This is a genomic window from Peribacillus sp. R9-11, from assembly GCF_031345095.1.
In the GTDB taxonomy this organism is placed as follows: domain Bacteria; phylum Bacillota; class Bacilli; order Bacillales; family DSM-1321; genus Peribacillus; species Peribacillus butanolivorans.
In genome coordinates, this window is sequence record NZ_CP133763.1 from 3556603 (window position 1) to 3576422 (window position 19820).

The 19820-nt window shown below is 34.7% G+C and carries 21 protein-coding genes; 7 read left to right on the forward strand and 14 right to left on the reverse strand.

Going from position 1 to position 19820, the window contains the following annotated elements; translation table 11 throughout:
* Positions 1 to 172: 172 nt before the first annotated feature.
* The 3 genes from RE409_RS17220 to RE409_RS17230 form a co-directional block, all read right to left on the reverse strand.
* Positions 173 to 685, reverse strand: a complete 513-nt coding sequence (locus RE409_RS17220; RefSeq protein ID WP_309557839.1) for a hypothetical protein — start codon at positions 683 to 685, stop codon at positions 173 to 175.
* A 279-nt stretch (positions 686 to 964) separates the two neighbouring features.
* Positions 965 to 1231 (reverse strand): hypothetical protein, encoded by a 267-nt coding sequence (locus tag RE409_RS17225; RefSeq protein ID WP_242489066.1) that lies wholly within the window; start codon positions 1229 to 1231, stop codon positions 965 to 967.
* Between the two features lie 326 nt (positions 1232 to 1557).
* Complete coding sequence (locus RE409_RS17230) at positions 1558 to 2160, reverse strand: hypothetical protein (protein WP_201223878.1); 603 nt, start codon at positions 2158 to 2160, stop codon at positions 1558 to 1560.
* Between the two features lie 228 nt (positions 2161 to 2388).
* Between RE409_RS17230 and RE409_RS17235 the strand changes: the two genes are divergently transcribed.
* The 3 genes from RE409_RS17235 to RE409_RS17245 all read left to right on the forward strand — a co-directional run bounded on the left by RE409_RS17235 (position 2389) and on the right by RE409_RS17245 (position 4716).
* A complete protein-coding gene (locus tag RE409_RS17235; protein ID WP_201253674.1) occupies positions 2389 to 3000 on the forward strand; it encodes a TetR/AcrR family transcriptional regulator in 612 nt (203 codons plus the stop codon).
* Positions 3001 to 3671: 671 nt separating this feature from the next.
* Positions 3672 to 4157, forward strand: coding sequence for a DUF2690 domain-containing protein (locus tag RE409_RS17240; RefSeq protein ID WP_309557840.1), 486 nt, complete (start codon positions 3672 to 3674; stop codon positions 4155 to 4157).
* A gap of 457 nt (positions 4158 to 4614) precedes the next feature.
* A complete protein-coding gene (locus tag RE409_RS17245) occupies positions 4615 to 4716 on the forward strand; it encodes a YjcZ family sporulation protein (protein ID WP_201223874.1) in 102 nt (33 codons plus the stop codon).
* A gap of 141 nt (positions 4717 to 4857) precedes the next feature.
* On the opposite strand, the gene RE409_RS17250 is transcribed toward RE409_RS17245, so the two are convergent.
* The 7 genes from RE409_RS17250 to RE409_RS17280 all read right to left on the reverse strand — a co-directional run bounded on the left by RE409_RS17250 (position 4858) and on the right by RE409_RS17280 (position 11088).
* Positions 4858 to 5232: an STAS/SEC14 domain-containing protein gene (locus RE409_RS17250; protein ID WP_309557841.1), complete on the reverse strand. Its 375-nt coding sequence runs from the start codon at positions 5230 to 5232 to the stop codon at positions 4858 to 4860.
* A 320-nt stretch (positions 5233 to 5552) separates the two neighbouring features.
* Positions 5553 to 6968, reverse strand: a complete 1416-nt coding sequence (locus RE409_RS17255; protein ID WP_201223870.1) for a DUF4179 domain-containing protein — start codon at positions 6966 to 6968, stop codon at positions 5553 to 5555.
* Positions 6961 to 7503 (reverse strand): sigma-70 family RNA polymerase sigma factor, encoded by a 543-nt coding sequence (locus RE409_RS17260; RefSeq protein WP_207196119.1) that lies wholly within the window; start codon positions 7501 to 7503, stop codon positions 6961 to 6963. Before RE409_RS17260 ends, RE409_RS17255 begins: the two co-directional genes overlap by 8 nt.
* Before the next feature lie 386 nt (positions 7504 to 7889).
* Positions 7890 to 8276 (reverse strand): DUF192 domain-containing protein, encoded by a 387-nt coding sequence (locus RE409_RS17265; RefSeq protein ID WP_201223868.1) that lies wholly within the window; start codon positions 8274 to 8276, stop codon positions 7890 to 7892.
* A 381-nt stretch (positions 8277 to 8657) separates the two neighbouring features.
* Positions 8658 to 9434 carry a CPBP family intramembrane glutamic endopeptidase gene (locus tag RE409_RS17270; protein WP_201253675.1) on the reverse strand — a complete coding sequence of 259 codons (777 nt, stop codon included), beginning with the start codon at positions 9432 to 9434 and terminating at the stop codon, positions 8658 to 8660.
* 740 nt (positions 9435 to 10174) lie between these two features.
* Positions 10175 to 10723 (reverse strand): signal peptidase I, encoded by a 549-nt coding sequence (lepB, locus tag RE409_RS17275; RefSeq protein ID WP_201223864.1) that lies wholly within the window; start codon positions 10721 to 10723, stop codon positions 10175 to 10177.
* Between the two features lie 176 nt (positions 10724 to 10899).
* Positions 10900 to 11088, reverse strand: coding sequence for a hypothetical protein (locus RE409_RS17280; RefSeq protein WP_201223862.1), 189 nt, complete (start codon positions 11086 to 11088; stop codon positions 10900 to 10902).
* 367 nt (positions 11089 to 11455) lie between these two features.
* On the opposite strand from RE409_RS17280, the gene RE409_RS17285 reads away from it, so the two are divergent.
* Positions 11456 to 12691: an IS110 family RNA-guided transposase gene (locus tag RE409_RS17285; protein ID WP_309557757.1), complete on the forward strand. Its 1236-nt coding sequence runs from the start codon at positions 11456 to 11458 to the stop codon at positions 12689 to 12691.
* Positions 12692 to 13318: 627 nt separating this feature from the next.
* Here RE409_RS17285 and RE409_RS17290 read toward each other — a convergent pair.
* Together RE409_RS17290 and RE409_RS17295 are read right to left on the reverse strand one after the other, a co-directional pair.
* Positions 13319 to 13900, reverse strand: a complete 582-nt coding sequence (locus RE409_RS17290) for a TetR/AcrR family transcriptional regulator (RefSeq protein WP_201223861.1) — start codon at positions 13898 to 13900, stop codon at positions 13319 to 13321.
* A gap of 44 nt (positions 13901 to 13944) precedes the next feature.
* Positions 13945 to 14487: an ester cyclase gene (locus RE409_RS17295; protein ID WP_397444116.1), complete on the reverse strand. Its 543-nt coding sequence runs from the start codon at positions 14485 to 14487 to the stop codon at positions 13945 to 13947.
* Positions 14488 to 14789: 302 nt separating this feature from the next.
* Between RE409_RS17295 and RE409_RS17300 the strand changes: the two genes are divergently transcribed.
* Positions 14790 to 15962, forward strand: a complete 1173-nt coding sequence (locus RE409_RS17300) for an MFS transporter (protein WP_309559285.1) — start codon at positions 14790 to 14792, stop codon at positions 15960 to 15962.
* 507 nt (positions 15963 to 16469) lie between these two features.
* On the forward strand, positions 16470 to 17399 hold the full coding sequence (locus tag RE409_RS17305; protein ID WP_201223858.1) for a PhzF family phenazine biosynthesis protein: 930 nt from the start codon (positions 16470 to 16472) through the stop codon (positions 17397 to 17399).
* Positions 17400 to 17710: 311 nt separating this feature from the next.
* On the opposite strand, the gene RE409_RS17310 is transcribed toward RE409_RS17305, so the two are convergent.
* Together RE409_RS17310 and RE409_RS17315 are read right to left on the reverse strand one after the other, a co-directional pair.
* Positions 17711 to 18151, reverse strand: coding sequence for an Imm44 family immunity protein (locus tag RE409_RS17310; RefSeq protein ID WP_201223857.1), 441 nt, complete (start codon positions 18149 to 18151; stop codon positions 17711 to 17713).
* A gap of 103 nt (positions 18152 to 18254) precedes the next feature.
* On the reverse strand, positions 18255 to 18713 hold the full coding sequence (locus RE409_RS17315) for a hypothetical protein (protein WP_201223855.1): 459 nt from the start codon (positions 18711 to 18713) through the stop codon (positions 18255 to 18257).
* A 511-nt stretch (positions 18714 to 19224) separates the two neighbouring features.
* Here RE409_RS17315 and RE409_RS17320 point away from each other — a divergent pair.
* The gene (locus RE409_RS17320) at positions 19225 to 19755 is read left to right on the forward strand and encodes an NAD(P)H-dependent oxidoreductase (RefSeq protein ID WP_201185521.1); all 531 of its coding nucleotides are present in this window, start codon (positions 19225 to 19227) and stop codon (positions 19753 to 19755) included.
* Positions 19756 to 19820: the final 65 nt, after the last annotated feature.

Sequence of the window (19820 nt, forward strand, 5' to 3'; positions counted from 1 at the left end):
TTGCATAAAGAAAAAGCTGCCTTAAAGACAGCTCCGATCTTCAGCTAAAGCACCCGCTAGTTCATTAAGAAAAGCGATTCTTATTAAAGAATCGCGCCCTTTTCTGGAATAACTTGCTTGAAATAAGCATATTAGATAGCTTTTCAAAAATCGCCCCATTATATAGAATTTTTCATTTACCTATATTACTCAGTTCTCTTGCTAAAATGGAACGCCTTAATCCTTTTTGTCGTAAAAATTCTTTTATCTCTTGTGGAGTTTGATAGGAAAGGCGAAGATGATAATAGTTAATGTATTCTATTAATGCAAAGCAATACAAAAACAAATAAAACCCGTTAAAATTAATTGGAGAGTAATTAGTATTTTTCAAGAATATAATAAATCCTAAACATAATAAAAAGACATTGATTCTTCTTAACCACAGGAAAATATATAATTGGCTATCGGATAAATTGTAACTTTTGTTATCCTTGACCTTTCTCCATTTTAAGTACCAATAGATACTACCCTGTAAAAGAATAAATTCGAGCAAAATAAATGCATAAATATTTTGCATAGAAGTTAAATAATGATCAAATTTATCCAATATATAGATATATATAACCCAAATAAAAGCAAACATTATTAACGCTGAAAATTCACCAAACATTAAGTTATATAGTTTCTTTTCAACCTTCTTCTTCATCAAGTCCTCCTTATTCAAGAAAACTGCCCGATTACTTAATACCAATTATTTCAAAATAAGCAATCTAACTCAATCTTTTTTTTTCTACAAGGAAGACGCTTACCCTTATTTCGGATAAGCGCCCGATTATTAACAAAAAAACCTATTGTTTTCCCTGCATATTTAACAAAAAATTTGTTTTGTAAATACCATTACTCACTTAGTTGTCTATAAATATGGATTTATTAACTTCTTCACTCGTTATACGAGATCTTCTTTGATACTGCAGAACCGTAAGACCTAGTGCTTTGCCCATGCAGAGAAATCAAAAAATTCTAAAGGAATAACACCAGCTAGAAAAAGCCCCTTAGTAATATATCCATAGACAGCATTCGTGATTGGCAATATGCAAGCAAACCAGCCCATAGCAAGCATTAAATATCTTGGGATCTTTTGTCCCCAAGGATGAACCAGTAATAGTGCAAATATTGCTGATGCTAACAACACTACAGATGCTCCCCAGTTTACTGCTGCCCACTTTGCCTCAACTTTCCAAACTCCAGGCATTAATGTCGTTTCTCCCAATGCCCAATAAATGTGGATGTGACCAGATACATGCCGCATAACCAGCCCATTTCATTTGATTAATCTTCAATTCTTTTCACCCCACTATTATTATGTGCAGTAAAATTAGTCTTGAAAATTTTACTATCATATTAAATAAATACTCGTTAATATAATCACGCTTATAGGTAATGAAAAAGGATCCTCTAATTGAAGATCCTTTTGTTAAACACAGATAACACTGTTTTAAAATGGTGTGGTGTTGAAATAATAGTTGTTTAATTTTCTCTATCCTATACCCATTTTTATCAAAATAAACAACAATAAAGTCATTTTAAAACGTACAGGGAAGATGCATTATTATTTGCCGAAACACCATTACTAAATTTGTAGTTTGATAAGTTTATTGTTTTTCCCCAGTAGTAAGCGTTGTTAAACCTAATATAGCCTCCACTTCTATACTCATGTTGATACAAGGTAGTTGATCCTTGACTAGCTGTACTGATTGAGGATATAGCGTCATCCCAAGATCTTGCCCACTCAGTAGTAATACTACCGATAATATATCCTACCCTGAGAGCATGGACCGATCCAGATTTATTTGCACCCGTATAAAAATCAGTACAACAAGTACCAGATCCCAAAGTTTCAAAGTTACTGGATACACTCGATTCTTTCTCTACTTTCTTTTCATTTTTGATATAATCATCTACTTTTTGCTGTGTTGTAAACCCTAAACGAACTTCATTCCCCTGTTCGTCCCCTGTATAGTAAATATGTTTGACATTGGGATCAGTTGCATTTGTCGATACCTGTTTCCCATCAATTAAATCGTACTGACTTTCCCCGGCCGCAAAAGATACATTAGAAAAGGAGAACATCGCTAAAAAGGTAACAGCAACCGTAAACATGAGACTGTAAATCGTTTTCACTTCAACCACTCCCTATTTATAAATTACACACCAGTTAAATATAGTCGAATTCATTTTTTCTTTTAAGGTTCGAAATAATTAATCTGACTAGTTAATGTCATTAACAACCAACTCCTTTATACGTGTTATTTTTTTAATACCAACTAGTCGGTATTAATCAATTTATTATATGATTAGTAATGTGTTACTATTAATGAAATATTCAGTTTTTTAAAAAGGGGGTTTTTTATGTTAAATCATCATCAAAAACAATCAGAAGAAACCATCAACAAATTAATGCGATCAGGAATTGAATTGTTTTCTAAGCAAGGCTATTCTAGTACAAGCATTGATCAAATTGTAAAACATGCTGGTTACTCTAAAGGTGCTTTCTATGCTCATTTTTCCACCAAAGAGGAGTTCTTACTGAGGTTGATAAAAGAAGGTATTGATTTCTATTTTGAGGATTTAAAGGAAGCTCTTACTCAAAAAGATTGTGATTTACTAAATACATTTAAAGAATATTCTATGCGTTTAGTGAATGAGGCTTATGAAAAGGGGTCTTCTCCTATGCTTCTCCAAGGATGTATGGTTTCGAATGAATTACCTCAGATAAAAGAAAAGCTTATTCTCCAGATGGAGGAATGGAGGTCATTCCTTACACATTTATTTCAGAAAATGAAGGACGAAGGTATTGTCGGAAGTTCATTGGATGCTAGAACTTTAGCGACGGCTAGCATGGCTCTTTTTAATGGATTTAATCTGCAACATTTTGTTGATAATCGAATTCAAATACAGGACATGTTAAATGTTTTTGTTGAATTGCTTCAAATACAAGAACCTAATAAAAAAGATGAATAAGAGTATTATGTCTGAATGATGGTTTTTGAATACTCTATACAATTTTAGTTTACATAAAATCAATTTTGCAGCTAAAAAAGCCAAACCCATGTGTATCAGGGGTTTGGTTCTTAGTCGTTTTTTATCGTTTATTCAGGATTTTATACAACCATGATGTAGCAAGGGTTTGCTAGATGATCAATAAAAAGCCCTAGATTAACCACTAGAGCTTTTTCTATTTCATCTTTATTTATCTAATTATGAAAGCTGTAGGTTCGTAAAAGTAAACGTTTGCGAACGATTTGTTTTTAAATTGAATTATACTATATAGAGCGTTCGTGAAATTTCGTTTTCTATTTACGAACGTTTGCGGATGAAAACGATTAAGCTTCCTTCTTCTTATATGGGGCAGTGCCAGGGTTCCTGTCATAGACCGCAAAGTAGTTCATCATCCCTAAAGCCTTGGAAAAGGCTTTTTTTGTTTTACCTTTTTCTTTTAATACTTTAAGATCTTGTTCAAATTATTAAAAAAATGTCTTTTGATTATTTCTAACAATTATATATTTAGAAAATTTTGTATATTTATATTGCCTGTAATATATTACCATCATATAATAATTACATAAGTACCGACTAGTTGGTACTCGCAAATTTTTACATGGTAAAGTTTAGAAAAAAGGAGAGGTGTTATAATGAAAAAATTATTGAATATTGTGATGATAGCTACTCTTGTCGTTGGTCTCTTTTTTGCAATTACACCAATAAATAAAGCATTTGCCCTATCTTATGATGGTTCAAACCCTGTTTCAACAGGTTGTGCAAAAGATGCAGTCACCAAATCCCGTAGTGGTATTGTTGACAGAGACGATAATTTTTATGGAATAGTGGAGCTAAAATGGAGTGCGAAGTGTCGAACATCTTGGGGTAAAATAACGCTTTATCGTGCCGCTCCGTACGATAACGGTGCTTACTATGCGAATGCAACGGTGTTTAGTTACACTAGTAGTGGTACTTACAGAAAGAGATATAATTGTGCTGATGGTGGTGGTAACGGGGTGATAATGAAAGGTCAAACCTCCTGTTATACCGCTCAAGTGTATAATGGTGCTGGGTATAAAGCTTATGCTAGAGGGTATATCAATTGGGGTATAGCCAGTGGAACGACTGGTTGGTACTAATCTGCGAAGAAATTTTGCGTCCTTCAGCAAAATGAGATTTAGAAATTATAACTCTGATAATCCATATATATTTTGTTTTGTTGCATAATCGGCCGCTTTAATTAAACAAACAGCTAAAAGGATCTTCCAGCCGAAGATCCTTTTTTCATGCCTATAAGGGTGATTATGTGAACTATCGTTTTTTCGTTAGTTGAAGAAGAAAAATCAAAAGCATTGTTTAACAGAGTCTATTTTAAAGAAGTAACAATCAAAAAAGTTTGTAAAAGACGTTAAGGAATCGACTTTTTTTTCTTCTTCTTAATGAACTAACGCACCCGTTAGCTCAATAAGAGGTACCTCCGACACTTTATCCTATGAGCAGAGATGTAGACTATTGTGTCATTTTCCTAATTAGAGCATAAGGTGATATAACCCACAATAAGTTCCTCCTTAAAAACAACTAAGGAGATGTTTCTGTATGTCAGATGGCGGTTTTGGATTTGGTGGAGGTTTCGCCTTTATAGTCGTTTTGTTTATACTCTTAATCATTGTTGGAGCCAGCTTTGTTGGTGGCTGCTAAAAATAGTATGAAAAATAGCCGACCTTTATTGGTCGGTTTCTTCAACTAATCTGCCCCGTTAGTTCTATAACATATTGTTGAGTTGACACAAACTGTGAAATAAAAAAAGTTACCTTTCAGCAACTTAGGAGTAGAAATTCATTATTTATATTTAGTAAGCCAGTCAATTAATTGGTCATAGTTACTTGAGAACATTGCATTGTCTTTGGTATTAGACTGTTCAAGGTGAATTAGAATATCCCCTTCTTCTAATAAAAAAGCGACTGCAATGGTGTTCTCTAATATATTATTAGAGAAAAATTTGTCTTTCCACAATTTTTGTACAGAAAAATGTTCTGGAGTATAACCTTTACGATTAACTAACAACTTATACTTTTTTCCTTGTCTAATAAATGAATAACACGTTTTCTCAAATGAACTAAACCAGGTGTTTACATCAGCAAGGGTTATGTAACCTGTCAAATTAGTAATAATAATATCTTCAGAAATGGATGTACTTATATTTTTAACATTCAATAAAAAAACAACTCCTTACTATTATTATAAACTAAATAATGGAAGGGAGAATAAATTTTAATGTTGCACAGTTCGAAGACACTACGCTTGTTGAACTAAACTGCCCGATAGTTGCATAAAGAAAAAGCTGCCTTAAAGACAACTCCGATCTTCAGCTAACGCACCCTATAGTTTAAGTACAATATTTCACAAACTTCTAACTAATAAAAAAAAGACGGTGACTTACATAAGTCATCGCCCCGATATTACTAATTATTCAATGCACTAGTAGAATTCCACTCGTCAACTATATGGTCCCTAAAATGAGCTACTTTAATTGTTTATTCATTCCCCACTGGAAGTACAACAGTAAATGGTTTTAATTCCTTAGCTGGGACAAAGCTTGAAAAATCAAATAGCAACATTGCATTTTCCAGCTTAAAATTCTCAATCCTTTCTTCTCCGTTTAAGTTAAAAGTAGATTGGAAGTGCGCTGTTGCCTTATCAATCATTTTTACTTTATTAAAGGGAATACCGTGGTTTTTAGGAGGCCATGGATTTTCCGGGTCGATCTTAGTTAAATATTCCTTATCAACCAACCAGAAAAGGTATTTCAAATTATGGTTAATTATTTCAAGTTTACCTTTACTCAAATTCTTCGGAAGCCCTGTAAGTTGATAATCTATTACCAATTTCCCACCTTTTTGAGTAACATCATTTACCTGCAGGCCTAAATTGAACCGTGTGCTTTTTAAGGTGAAAGATTTAATATTCAAAAGCTGTTGTACTTTTGGATCTGCGACATTTATCTGCGGATAAAAAGTAAGGGAAGTAATAGTAGAATTCAGCTTGGTCATCTCTGTCCGAACGGTACTATGATATCCATCTTCTTGTTCAGAATCCTCGAGAACTGTTTGGTTTCCAAACCTATACACATTTCCTTTATCATCAACAGCTTTTAATATAATAATGTCATCACCCTTGTATTTCTCCACGGTCTCATAAACAAGCGAAGATGACGCTTTTGCGGTAAGAATCTCTTTAATACGGATTTTGACCTCATCGTCCGGGTATCCTTGCTCTTGATTAATAGCAAATGTACGATTTTTTTCTTGTTGAATTGGAATATCAAAATTCCATTCACCTTTTATCCCGTTGATATTATGAATCGTTATGGGAAGAGTAGAATTCTCCTTAAATGATTTATAAGGATATACCATTTTCCATTGAAAGTTATATCCATTTTCCACTTTCTTAATGTCATTTGACTTTCCATTTAGCCAAGGGTCATGATCCCCTTTATTGTGTTCAAAGTTTACATCAAAGCTTACTTCTCCTTTTTCGTTATGCCCCTTTTCAACATCTTCATCTACAAATCCTGTAATTGATACTACATTGCCATCAAAGTAAGCGCTGGTCAGTTTTACAGTTACCCCATTTTTTGTAATTGATTGGTTTAATTCTGTAACTGCATCCTGGTTAGCTAATTCCACGCCTGTTGAATCATTAAATTCTTGAAAAATCCCGCCTATTAAAGGGGTATTAGCTAATACTCTATTCATTGTAGGATTAACAAATCCTGAGGCAACGGTGATTCCAAGAAGAGCAGCAGCAGTCGCCACACCTGCAAGAACCTTTTTTTTCTTTGCCCTTCCCCTATTGCCTTCCTTGTTTATCCCTTTGGAAATGGCACTAAATACTTTTTCTTTCGGTACAGCTATTTGTTCTATTGCTTCTTTGAGTTCCTTGTTATCCATGGCATTTGTCCTCCTCCTCATTTTTATAGGACTTTTTTAACTCCGCTTTCCCTCTGCTTAAATAAGTTTTTACGGTATTCTCTGGAATTCCCATGACACTGCTAATCGTTTTTATCGAGTAATCGTAATAGTAAAATAGAATAATAACAGTACGGTAATTCTCTCTCAGCTGCTGAATTGCATTAAGCAGCAGTATTGATTCTTCAATGTTTGGATTTACCTGACCCGGCAGGTTTGACAATATCTCATCACTCAAAGGAACAACATTGCTTTTTCTCTTTAGGACATGTCCCGAACATCGTATGACAATCCTGGTGAGCCAGGTCATAAAATACTCCGGATTTTTTAACGAATGGATAGATGTAAAGGCCTGATAGGTTGCTTCTTGGACAACATCCAACGCATCTTCTTCGTTATGTACATAAAGATAGGCAGTACGGTAGATTCTTTCATAATGTTGTTGAACTAACTTTTCAAAGGCGCTTTTATTACCTTTGATTGCTTTTTTAACTAGCCGGTGGCTTTCTATTTCCATCTTATTTGACCCCCTTTACTAATTAGTGGAATCTATAAACAAGAAAGTTTCAAAAAGTTTAAGTATTTTCCAAGAAAAGCATATCATGCAATTAAAATCCTAAGTTCAAAATAAATAAACGGAAACCATTTTTGGTTTCCGCTTTCTATTTTTCTTGAAATCTTTACAATTCTTTTAGTGTGTGCTACGACATCATATAAAAGCACTTCTTATTGAACTAACCTGCCCCGTTAGTACCATAAGAAAAAGGCTGCCTCAGCAACCTTCCTTATTGAAGTAAAGCACCCGTTAGTTTAAGTACATTTCTTCACAATCTTTTCAGTAATATTAACATAAATATCCATTAAACAATCATCTCACCTCTAAGAACTAGAGGTGAGATGAATTCAATCAAACTTTACATAATCCCCTTCTTTGATTTGATTCTTTTCAAACCATCCAAGATTCACTTCAATTGCATAATGATAAGAAAGTTCTGGATCATAGGTAGGACATTTATCCTCTTTACAAGGCTCCATATCAAGTATTTTTAGAATTTCCCCATCTGAATCAAGAAAAGCAATAGATAAAGGAATTAATGTGTTTTTCATCCAAAATCCACCATATATTTTTTCTGAAAACACAAATAACATCCCCTCATTTTCGGGTAATTCTCCAACAAACATTAGGCCCTTTTCTCTTTTTCTTTGAGTATCTGCAACTTGAACAGTTAATCTAGTTTCCCTGTTTCCACTGAGTATTTTTATCATTTTTACTTTTATTCTATTTTTCATGTTCACTCACCTTCGAGTATAATTATAAGCAGGAAAGAAATTTGATGTCTTTTTAAAAGAAGTTCATGAGATTGAAATTTCCTTTTTTCGAAAAAACGTCTTTTCCCCTAATAATAAAAAGGAAGAAAGTTGGAGATAAAACGAAAACAAGAATAAAAAAATAACTAGGCAAGCTCCTTTTCACTTCTAATACTTATTCTATGGTTTTAAATTTAATACTTTGTTTTCAATAATCACAGCAACAATATATAAAAAGATTTGTTCAACTAAACTGCCCCGTTAGTGCCATAAGAAAAAGGCTGCCGCAGCAACCCCTGTTATTGAACTAAAGCTCCCATTAGTTTAAGTGTATTTTTTCACAAACTCATAACTAAACGATAATTAAATTGATTTTATATTTTGAGGTTTATTCATATTTTTTATGATTCCTACTAATAACAAAATCCAAATTAAACTGTTTCCAATAGAATGAACTGCAAAAGAAGCCCATGTTGAGTTAGTAAATTGAGCAATCCATGGGGCAATAAGCATACTGGGAAGCATATTAATAAAATGCCACTTCAGACAAGCATGGACGACCCATGCCCAAAGAAACCCGTTTATTACCCAAGCCCAATCACCGAAAATTTCTTGCTGGATAGGAAGAAAAAAACCTCTCCACATTAGTTCCTCACTAAACATAGCAAAAAGATGCAAAGGAATAAATAAAATAATCATTTTCCAATTTCCATAAAGCGAAACACCAAAAAATTCTGATGGAGGTAATTCCATTCTTTTTAACGGATTAAATGGAGCTGGAAGATAACTTGGTGGGGCTAGTATTGGAAACTTTGCAAAAAACTTACCTAAAGGTTCAAGAAATTGGTCGAAGATTATTGTAAAAAAAATTGCACCCACAACCCAATACCAATCGTTTTCTGTTAAAGGATTAAAACAAAACCTTTCCAATATATTTTTCCATGTCCAAACATTTCCCTCTAAATGATACAATATCAATGATAATGGAAATAAACTCATTACAGGAAACCATAGAAAAAACCAAAAAGCATAAATTAATGGGACTCCTTTTTTAATTAACAGAGGTGTTCCATAGTAAACACCACAGTATACTAAACAACCTGTTATTCCGAAAACGAGTAGCTGCAATAAAATTAACATTAGGAAACCCTCACTAACAAAAGGGAATATTTACTAATGTTATCTAAACATAGACAGCTATCAATTTCAATATATTTTTCATTGGCGAGTCCTCTAAATTTAAATTCATGGATATTTCTATACAATATTTTTTTATTGAACTTAACTGCCCCGTTAGTGCCATAAGACAAAGATGTGCCAAAGCAACTCCCTTATTGCACCTGTTAGGTTAAGAACTACGCTTTTTTATTTTTAATCTCTTCCAACAGAAAGATAACCCTTTCATTCTGTTTAATTATTGTTTGATTTTGATTTCTCATTTTTGTGAAGTCAAATAAAAATATTAATAAGATTGCTAATATAAGGAAAGCCATAATTCACCTCTACACTCTACTTTTCTCTAAATTATACCAGTTCTTATGCAACTAACCTGCCCTGTTAGTTGCATAAAGAAAAAGCTTCCCTAAGGCAGCTCCGATTTTCAGCTAACGCACCCGTTAGTTCATTAAGAAAAGATTACCTTGGCAATCCTCCTTAATTGAAGAAAGCTGTAGCATTGGAATAAAGTTTGATCAAAAATACCTCGCAAAACCAAATTTAACGATAAATAAAAAGAATCCATTTTGAAAAAAAGATTGAACAAAATAGATTCATTACTTACAAATTGCTATAGCGATTTTTAAAAAATTTGATGATTTTGATGATGCTTTTTGTGCTAAATCACCACTTTATTGGAATTATCATTTCTTCTACTTGTACTATTATTTAGGTATGCCGATTTCTTGTAATGGATAAAATCGAAATTTCACTTCTCCAACAATCGAGTCGTAGGAAATAAATCCGAAAATCCTGCTATCCTTACTATTTAAACGATTATCCCCCATCACAAATAACATGTTTTTAGGTACTTTGGATTCTCCAGTTTTTTCTTGCAATGAAAAGTCCTCTGTCAGTTTATTAAATGGATTATCTTCTTTATTTGCAATTAAATACGGTTCTTCTACGGCTTTTCCATTAATATAGAGCACATCATCTTTCATATCAATACTATCTCCTGGAAGACCTATTACCCTCTTAATATAGTCTTTATCATCAATATCTGGTGCATCGAATACAATCACATCAGATCGTTGAATTTCAGTCGTTTTACTTACTACTACTCTATCTTGGTCTTGAAAGGTAGGTGACATTGATGCTCCCAATACAGTTGTAGGTGTAAAAAGAAATTGTCTACAAATAAAAGCGATGATGAAAGCAAAGGCAATTGATTTTACCCAAGAATAAATTTCTTTTTTTGTACTTTCTTTCATGGTTTCCCTCCTAATATTATCTTGTTTTAATATATTAATTCTATCCTACATCAAGGAATATTAACAAAATTTGGTTCACCGTTCTTATACAACTAACCTGCCCCGTTAGTCCATAGTAAAAGAGCAACCACCTGTTATTGAAGTAAAACACTGTTAGATTAATAAGGTACAATAAATTACAGTACAAATGCCATAAGAGCCACAATTAAAAATGGGGAAAAAACAAGTAAAAATACTATTACTCCTGTCTTCCAATTGTTTTTTATTTGAAGTAATTCTTTTTTAGCCTTTTCCTTATTTTTTAGTGACCAAATAATTATTCCAACCCAATAAATTGCTAAGAATATAAGACTTGAAGTACTCATGAATACACCTCTTACAACTGCTATTTAGTAGTCAAGCGTCTCTATTTAGGGGATTGTAACAAATAATCACCATCCAGTCTTTGCTGATTATTGGGGTTATCTTATTGAACTATCCTGCCCCTATCGTATTATAAAGGTCAGCCAGTTATTTCTGGTTGAACAATTTTTTTATCGATATATGATAACGGTAGCCGGGGTAGAACGTTCCTGCCCGTGGGGCTTGGACCCCGTCAACTAAACAGTTCGCCCCCTACTTGTAGAAACATGATTTGGCTGGTTGGGACTAGATCTCGTATAACAAGCGAAGCTATGATACTACAAGAAGGATTTAGGGGTACCGGCAATATTCTTTAGGAGGAGATAATAAATGAATCCAGTAGTTGGTCTGGATGTAGCGAAAGGTGAAAGTCAGGTTCAAGCATTCTTGGAGAAGAAGAAGCCTTATAAAAGAAGTTTTAAAGTAGCACATACCATTGAAGGACTAGAGAGCTTACACCAATATCTTAGAGAGATAGAAAACGTAACAGGAATTCGACCTCCGGTCGTTTTAGAGTCTACTGGGCATTATCATACGCCCGTTGTACAGTATTTTGAGGAGAGAGGTTACTTATTAATTATCGTTAACCCACTCATTTCTTATCGTGCGAAGAGCTCTAGTTTACGGAAAGTAAAGACAGATTTAATCGATGCACGTCACCTCTGCGAGCTGTACTATAAAGAGGATTTAGAGCCTTATAAAAAACGAGGGATACAACTCTTAAATCTTCGTAATCTTTCAAGACAACATGCAAATATAACAGGTATCTATGTACAAACAAAACTACAGTTTCAGGCTGTTCTTGATCAAGTATTTCCTGAATATAGAGGGGTTTTTGGAGATTTGTATTCGGTTGTTTCTTTGCTTACTCTATTAGAATTCCCTACTTCTGAAGACATATCAGCAGTCGATGAAGAAACTGTAGCAAATAGGATTAATGAACTTTGTCCAAGTCGTTCTAGAAAGTGGGCGAATACACAGGCAGAGAAACTTATGGCTGCCTCAGCTCGAAATCCTTTTCAGAGAACTTTATATCAGAGTCACATTTTAAGCCTAGAGATGTATATAAAAATGCTTCTAGAATACCAAAAGCACCTATCCAAATTGGAAGAAGAGATAAATGCTTTGGCAAAAGAAATTGAAGAATATAAGATTATCCAATCCATCCCTGGTATCGGTGAAAAAATCGCTACAACGATTATTTCTGAAATTGGAGAGATTGATCGGTTTAATCACCCTAAAAAACTAGTGGCATTTGCCGGAATTGATCCAAGTATCTTTGAATCAGGTAAATTTAAAGGCTCAGTAAATCGGATTACCAAAAGAGGTTCTGGTAGACTACGCCATGCCTTATATATGGCAGTTCGTTGTGCCATTCGTGATTGTCGCAAGAAGAAAACGACAGATGAAATCATCCCTCGGAACAAAAGATTACGAGAGTTCTATGATAAGAAACGTGAAGAAGGAAAGCCCTTTAAAGTAGCTGTGATAGCATGTGCCAATAAGCTTCTACAATGGATTTATGCACTATTACAAAATAACTCGACTTTCCAAGATCTAACCTAGTTTAAAAGTATAACTAAATAGCACAAAACTTTCCAAATATAGTTCATTGGAAGGTTATTTAGCATGCACAAATTTAGTATAGCATGAAATATTTTAAGTTTTCATTGAAAAATGTTGACTAACTATTAGCTGGTTTAGTTGCATAAGAAAAAGCAATCCTTCTTAATGGGGTACCGCCAGCAAACCGCGGATTTATAACGTTAAAGATATTCCAGTATTAAAAAATCCCAATCTCTCAGTGATATAAATGAGAAATTGGGAATTATTCACCAATTGCGCCCTTTAATTGAAGAATACTTTACTAATATTAGTTAGTATTGCCGCTAACTAATTGCAAAAATATCAGGTGAAAACTCAATGGCATTGTTGCTTTAAATAAAGTTTGATCAAATTGATACTAATAACCTTGATAAACGAACAAAAAGAAAAAGCGTGTTTTGAAAAAAGATTGATCAAAATACGCTTTTAATATAATCAATGAATCATTCTTTTATTAAAAAAACTTGCCGTAACTTGATTAATAAAAATTAGAATTACAGCTGCAATTGATTTTATAGATTGGGCTTTATACAAACCCCTTTATTCACGGAGACTGACATGATTGATAAAACTGGAATATTGATAAATTTATTTTAATAATGATAATATCATCGCTACAGAATTATCTACAAATGAACGCTCTGGACGAGATTTCATTAACACAGTAAGTCCGATTAATGAAACGACTAGTGTCTGTGCTAAAACTTTAGCATTAAGGCTGCTTTCGAGCTCACCTGAGCGAATACCTCGGACAATCGTTTCTTGAAATATGATCGAAAGATACATCTGATGCTCCCTTGTAAGGATTTCAAATTTTTCATCGTGAGGGGCAAGTTCCACCATTGTATTAATGCAAAAACATCCCTTGTTCGTACTTTCTTTATATTCCTCTTCCACCAAATCTTCAAAAAATGTGTGAAATGCTTCCTTTACAGATAGATTGTTTTGAAGTTTTGTTCGAACATGGGAAGCATGTAGCTTTGTATATTTGCGTAATGCAGCTTCAAACAATTCCTCTTTGTCTCCAAAAGCTGAGTATAAGCTTGGTCGTTGTATCCCCATTTTGGCAGTCAAATCGCTTAGCGAAGTAGCCTTGTACCCCTTTTCCCAAAAAAGCCACATAGCATCATCCAACGCTTTTTCCTCATCAAATTCACGTTGTCGAACCATAATAAATCCCTCATTTCAAAAAACAAAATTTCTTCACTAGATAATTAATCTTGTTCTTGATTCTTTTTTATTTGCTCAATGATTCCGAATCTGTCCACTTGAATCCAGTATTCCACTATTTTTCGATCCTCTAATCGGTATACGGCACTACCTATTTCAATAACCTCTTTATTTGTAGGCAGATAATCCTCATACTCTCCAATATGCATTCCTGTCTGCTTCCATCTGACATGAACTTTTTGATTTTGAGAAATTAATTCTTGAATTTCTATTTTAAATTTCCCCCATGAATCTATCATTTCTCTTATATGATCGGCATAATTCTCAGGTGACCTTATAATTGTCACCATGCTTTCTGAATTCACTTGATGTGCTCTTACCTCTTTAGCCATAAAAACCTTAGCTTGTTCGGGAGTGCAACCTGATCTGACAACTTCAAAGAAGCTTTTTATAATCTGTTCGTTTGTTTGTAGGAATTTTGGAGATGGTGAATCGCCCCCAGATATTTCAGTTATTCCGATATTCCCCGGTAATTGATTCAATTCATCTAATGTCCTTTCCTTATCAAGTTGCCGAATTCGATTCATGGAAAATTAATCCTCCTTTTAATTACCAATCGGTATATTATGATTTTATTTAATTAAAGTACTATTGTCAAATTGTGATGATTCTTTCAAGAAGAGTATTCAAATAACTGCATAACTTACTTGACATCAAAACGTTTTGTTGGTTATCCTTATTAGGAATTATTTTATACCGAACGATATATTATACTGTTAAGTACAAAAAGGGGATGTAAGTAATGGTAAAGGTTAAAGAAAAAACAACAATTATAGTTGAAGATCATGATACGACAACGGATCAGTTACAAATAGTATCCGGATCAACCATGACTCGCTATACGGCACTATTGTTTGCAACAGCCTGTGGGATGGCTGTCGCCAACATATACTATGCACAACCGTTGCTAGACTCACTGGCGACCGAGTTCGGTATCGCCCATTCATCCATCGGCATTGTCATTACCATTACTCAGCTTTGTTACGCGCTAGGACTGCTACTGCTGGTACCGCTCGGTGATCTACTGAATCGACGTCGGCTAATCGTCGGTCAGATGCTTTTATCCGTGTTGTCCCTGATTGTGGTTGGCATCGCCCCCATCATCACAGTGCTGTTCACGGGGTTAGCTGCGGTCGGACTGCTTGCCGTGGTGACTCAGGTGCTCGTAGCGTTCGCATCGACTTTGGCTACCCCAGCCGATCGTGGACGTATAGTCGGCTTGGTGCAAAGCGGAGTCGTGATCGGCATTCTGCTCGCACGAACATTCGCTGGTGTACTAACCGATCTCGCCGGTTGGCGTTCGGTCTATCTAGTTTCTGCCGCGATGATGCTCATCATGACTGGCGTGTTGTTCCGAGTACTCCCGCGTGATGAAAGCGAAAGAGAGTCACTATCCTATCCGCAGCTGCTTCGTTCGGTGCTCACATTGTTCATGCAAGAACGAATCCTACGCATCCGCGGAGTACTGGCTCTGCTGATTTTTACCGCGTTTAGTACATTGTGGACTTCGCTGGTGCTACCTCTCAGTGCTCCACCATACTCTCTTTCACATACCGCTATTGGAGCGTTTGGTCTCGCTGGAGTTGCCGGAGCATTAGCTGCTGCTCGTGCTGGGGGTCTGGCTGATCGAGGTTTAGGGCAGCGAACAACCTGCATAGCCCTAGTTTTATCGCTAGCATCATGGTTCCTAATCAGCTTTACCGAACACTCACTGATCGCATTAGTTATTGGCGTTATCTTTCTTGACCTGGCTGTGCAAGCAGTACATGTCACCAATCAGAGTATGATTTTCACAGTGCGTCCTGAGGCGAGAAGCCGACTTACTGCTGCTTACATGATTTTTTATTCCATCGGCAGTGCCATGGGTTCAATTGTTTCAACCAATATATACGCAAACTATGGATGGATCGGAGTATGTCTATTTGGTGCCTCTGTCAGCGCTTTGGCCCTTTTGTATTGGGTAATAACCTACCGTCTAACGGAGCAGATTAGAGAGAAATAATACCGATTTTTATGTTGGTTTGAAGTTTTTCAAGACCTAAAATCATACAAAGTTACAAAAAAGGGTGATACATTTTAGTCATGTATAATATGTATCACCCTTTTACTTCTTGTTCAACAAATGCACGTTTATATACAGAGTTTTTTCAAAGCAGTGCAGCTTTATTTCAATATACACTTATTCATTTAAATGGCCCTTTAATGGAATAACATAACTAACGTTTTTAAACAACATTAATAAATGCAGCAACTTTATTTACTGGTTTAAACATCTTTATTTCCATTTAACAACAGTAATATAAGGTATTTTTCATGTTGTGGCTACTGTTATAAATTCGCGAGGTTTATAAAAAATTTCGGCCGTTTTCTCGCTGTAGGTTCAATAAAATATGAGATCCGATACTAGAAATAGTGTCTTTTTTGTTATTTATGTTACAGTTAAAATAAGAATATTGAATATTTAGATATTTATTATTCGGACAGTAGTATTAGACAAGGAGAAAGGCTTATGAAAAAATACGAGTATACATTGGTCGATGTATTTACGACTGAATCATTCGGAGGCAATCAACTTGCCGTTTTTGAAGATGCAGAAGGTCTTACTACAGAAATGATGCAAGTACTTGCAAATGAATTGAATTTATCTGAGACTGCCTTTGTATTTTCAGCAAGTGAACCGCACAAGACGAAAAAGGTGCGCATTTTTACACCGAAGTTAGAACTTCCAATGGCAGGGCATCCGACAATAGGAACAGCCACCGTATTAGCAGCAAAGGGAATCGTTGCTACAGAAGAAGGTCGCAATGAATGGATTTTTGAAGAAGGAGTAGGCGATATTCCACTAACTGTACATAAAGAGAAGGATGTTATTAAAAAAATTGAAATGGAACAGCCCCTTGCGGAGTTTGGCGAAAAGTTTTTGGATGCAGAAGTGGTCGCACAGCTATTATCACTCCATACTGATGATATTGATACAACACTACCTATACAAACGGTTTCGACGGGTGTCCCATTTTTACTTATCCCAATTTGTTCTTTAGAGGCAATGGAAAAAATTCGCTTCCGCACGGATATTTGGAAAGAGCATTTTAGCGCAAATCTAGAACGCCAGCATATTTTTACTTTTACGACAGAAACAGTTGAGAAAACCTCGCATGTACATAGCCGTATGTTTGCACCTGCCATGGGAATTGCAGAAGATCCAGCAACAGGTGGAGCAAGTGGACCATTAGGTGCTTATTTAATAGAATATGGTGTTATACCTAGTACAGAAGAAGGAGTATACCATATTCGCGGTGAGCAAGGATTTGAAATGGGACGCCGAAGCTATATCGACATGACCATTCAAAAAACTCAAAATACAATTCAACAAATTAAGGTTGGCGGGCCAGCAATAATCATCGGTTCGGGTCAAATTTATTTACATGACGAAGTATAAGCAAATTTAAACATGATATAACTGGCGTAGATAAGGTATAGGTTAGATGATATCTACGCTTTTTTTATTTTCCTTTGAGGCGAAAATGGAAGATTCGTCTACCGAAATGATTAAACTTTTTTACAAACAGAAATGTTATTATCCGAAAATCATAAAAGGTTTTTCTCGAATTTTTCCAAACCGGTTCGTTTTTATTTGTTTCTAAGTAAGGCTTTTCACGATACTTTTAATCAAACTTTATTCCAAACCTACAAAAGCCACCAAATTGGTGGCTTTCTTATACTACTAACGCACCCGTTAGTTTAAGTATGTTACTTCACAATTTTACTATCTTTCCTCGCTAGCCCAATATTAAAAATGGTTGAGGAAAAGAATAACTGGATACGCTTAAAAAATTCTAGCAGCGATAAAATGAACTCTAGTGCATTATTAAGCTGATTAATAAGATATTTTCTAATATCTATTGCAGTGATACCTTCCCACCTTGAACGTGGCATACCTACATCAATTGTAATATATCGATATTTTTTGCTAAGTCTTAATTTTTCACAGCCCTCAAACTCCCAGTACCCTAAAACTCCGTCTACTCGCAGAATTGGAGCAAATTCATCTACTTCTTTACAGTAAATTTTATTACAAAACTTATCCAGTAATCTCCTTAATTTTCTGAGATGCGGTGCAACTGCTTTATCTGTATTTACATCTCCCATTTCAGCACCAAAAGATATATAAGAGTTATCGTCCTTTTCCATTAATCGACCTACTTTTTTTAAAAACTTTGTAATAATTCGACGTTATAAACTACTGTTCCTTGTTCAACTAAACTGCTCCTTTAGTGAAATAAGAAACTGGATTCTATTTAAATTCAAGTAACTCTATTAAAGTTTCTTCAATATAAGTTTCTAGGTCATCTTTTGAGATATCATATAAAGTTCCTGAAGCTTTACAACAACCGTAACTCCATAACGGAAGTGCATCCGCATAAAAATCCTCGTCATTTTTTGGACCTTCATAGTCTATTGCTATTTGAGAACGATACTCCAATTCTAGACAACTATCAGAAGTTAATTCGTTTATTTCATCTCCATCAATATCCCTACATACCCATATTTTAAGATTTGATTTTCCTTGTCTTTCAAATTCATTTGAATACTCTACTTGAAGAACCTTACTTAATTCGTTTCCTAACCTTTCTAGCTTGATTATATTTCTTTTTAACCCTTCGTTTATTTCATCTTTTGGAATGAAAAGATATTTATCATCAATTTCTTCTTTTTTATCTTTCTTATAGTACCTTTTAAATTTATCAAACATTCTTTTCCCTCCCATCCAAAAGCGTTTATATAGATTTCGACATTCTTATTGCACTAACCTGTCCCTTTAATTCATTAAGCAAAAAGACCACCAAATGGCAGCCCCGGATCTCAACTAACAGACCTGGCCTATGATCCTTTTATATCTTTTCAACAAATGTATCCTTGTCTTGGAGAAATAAAGAAGAGAGTGTCCGGTTGCTCTATGAAATCATCTATACAATTTAATTCATATACGTGACGGTCCTATTAGGATAAGGAAAATGGTGTTTTTATATTGGAACAACCCCCAGCTCAGTTGACCGATTCGGTTCTTTACACCATCATTGATGAGTGCTGGTACGTATTATATCGTGGCGTATAGTATCACGCATAATTTAATATAGACAAGATATTTTTTGCCTGATTTAACACTCTCCTTTAGGTAAGTACCTATACTAAAAGTGCATACTTACATATTTGCAGTGTGCACTTTATACTTAAGATAAATTATACTTAAGGAGGACAAATCTTTGAAAACTCTTGTTATCGTAACACACCCAAGTCTAGAAACATCCGTCTTAAATAAGCGATGGGTAGAAGAACTCAAGAAATACCCGGAAAAGTATACTGTACACGAATTGAATAAGGTTTACCCTGACGGAAACATTGATGTGGAAAAAGAACAGTTATTAATTGAATCGCATAGTAATCTTGTTTTACAGTTCCCTGTTTATTGGTTTAATTGTCCGCCTCTCCTAAAAAAATGGCTTGACGATGTTTTTGCTTATGGTTGGGCTTATGGTTCAAATGGAGGTGATAAATTAAAGAATCGCAAAGCTGCTTTAGCTGTATCTGCCGGAATTAAAAAAGAAGATTATAGTAAAGAGGGAAGATATCGCTATACACTTGAACATTTATTATCTCCCTTTGAAACTACCTTCCTATACTGCAATGCAGATTATCGTTCATTCTTTGCGTTTTATGGTACAGAAAATAAGTCGTCTGCAAGCGAATTGGAAAAAAGCGCACAAGATTATTTGAATTTTGTTGACAACCTGTAATAGATGGCTTTATTAAAGAAGTATTTCCTTGTTTAGGAGATACTTCTTTTGATTTAAACAAAATA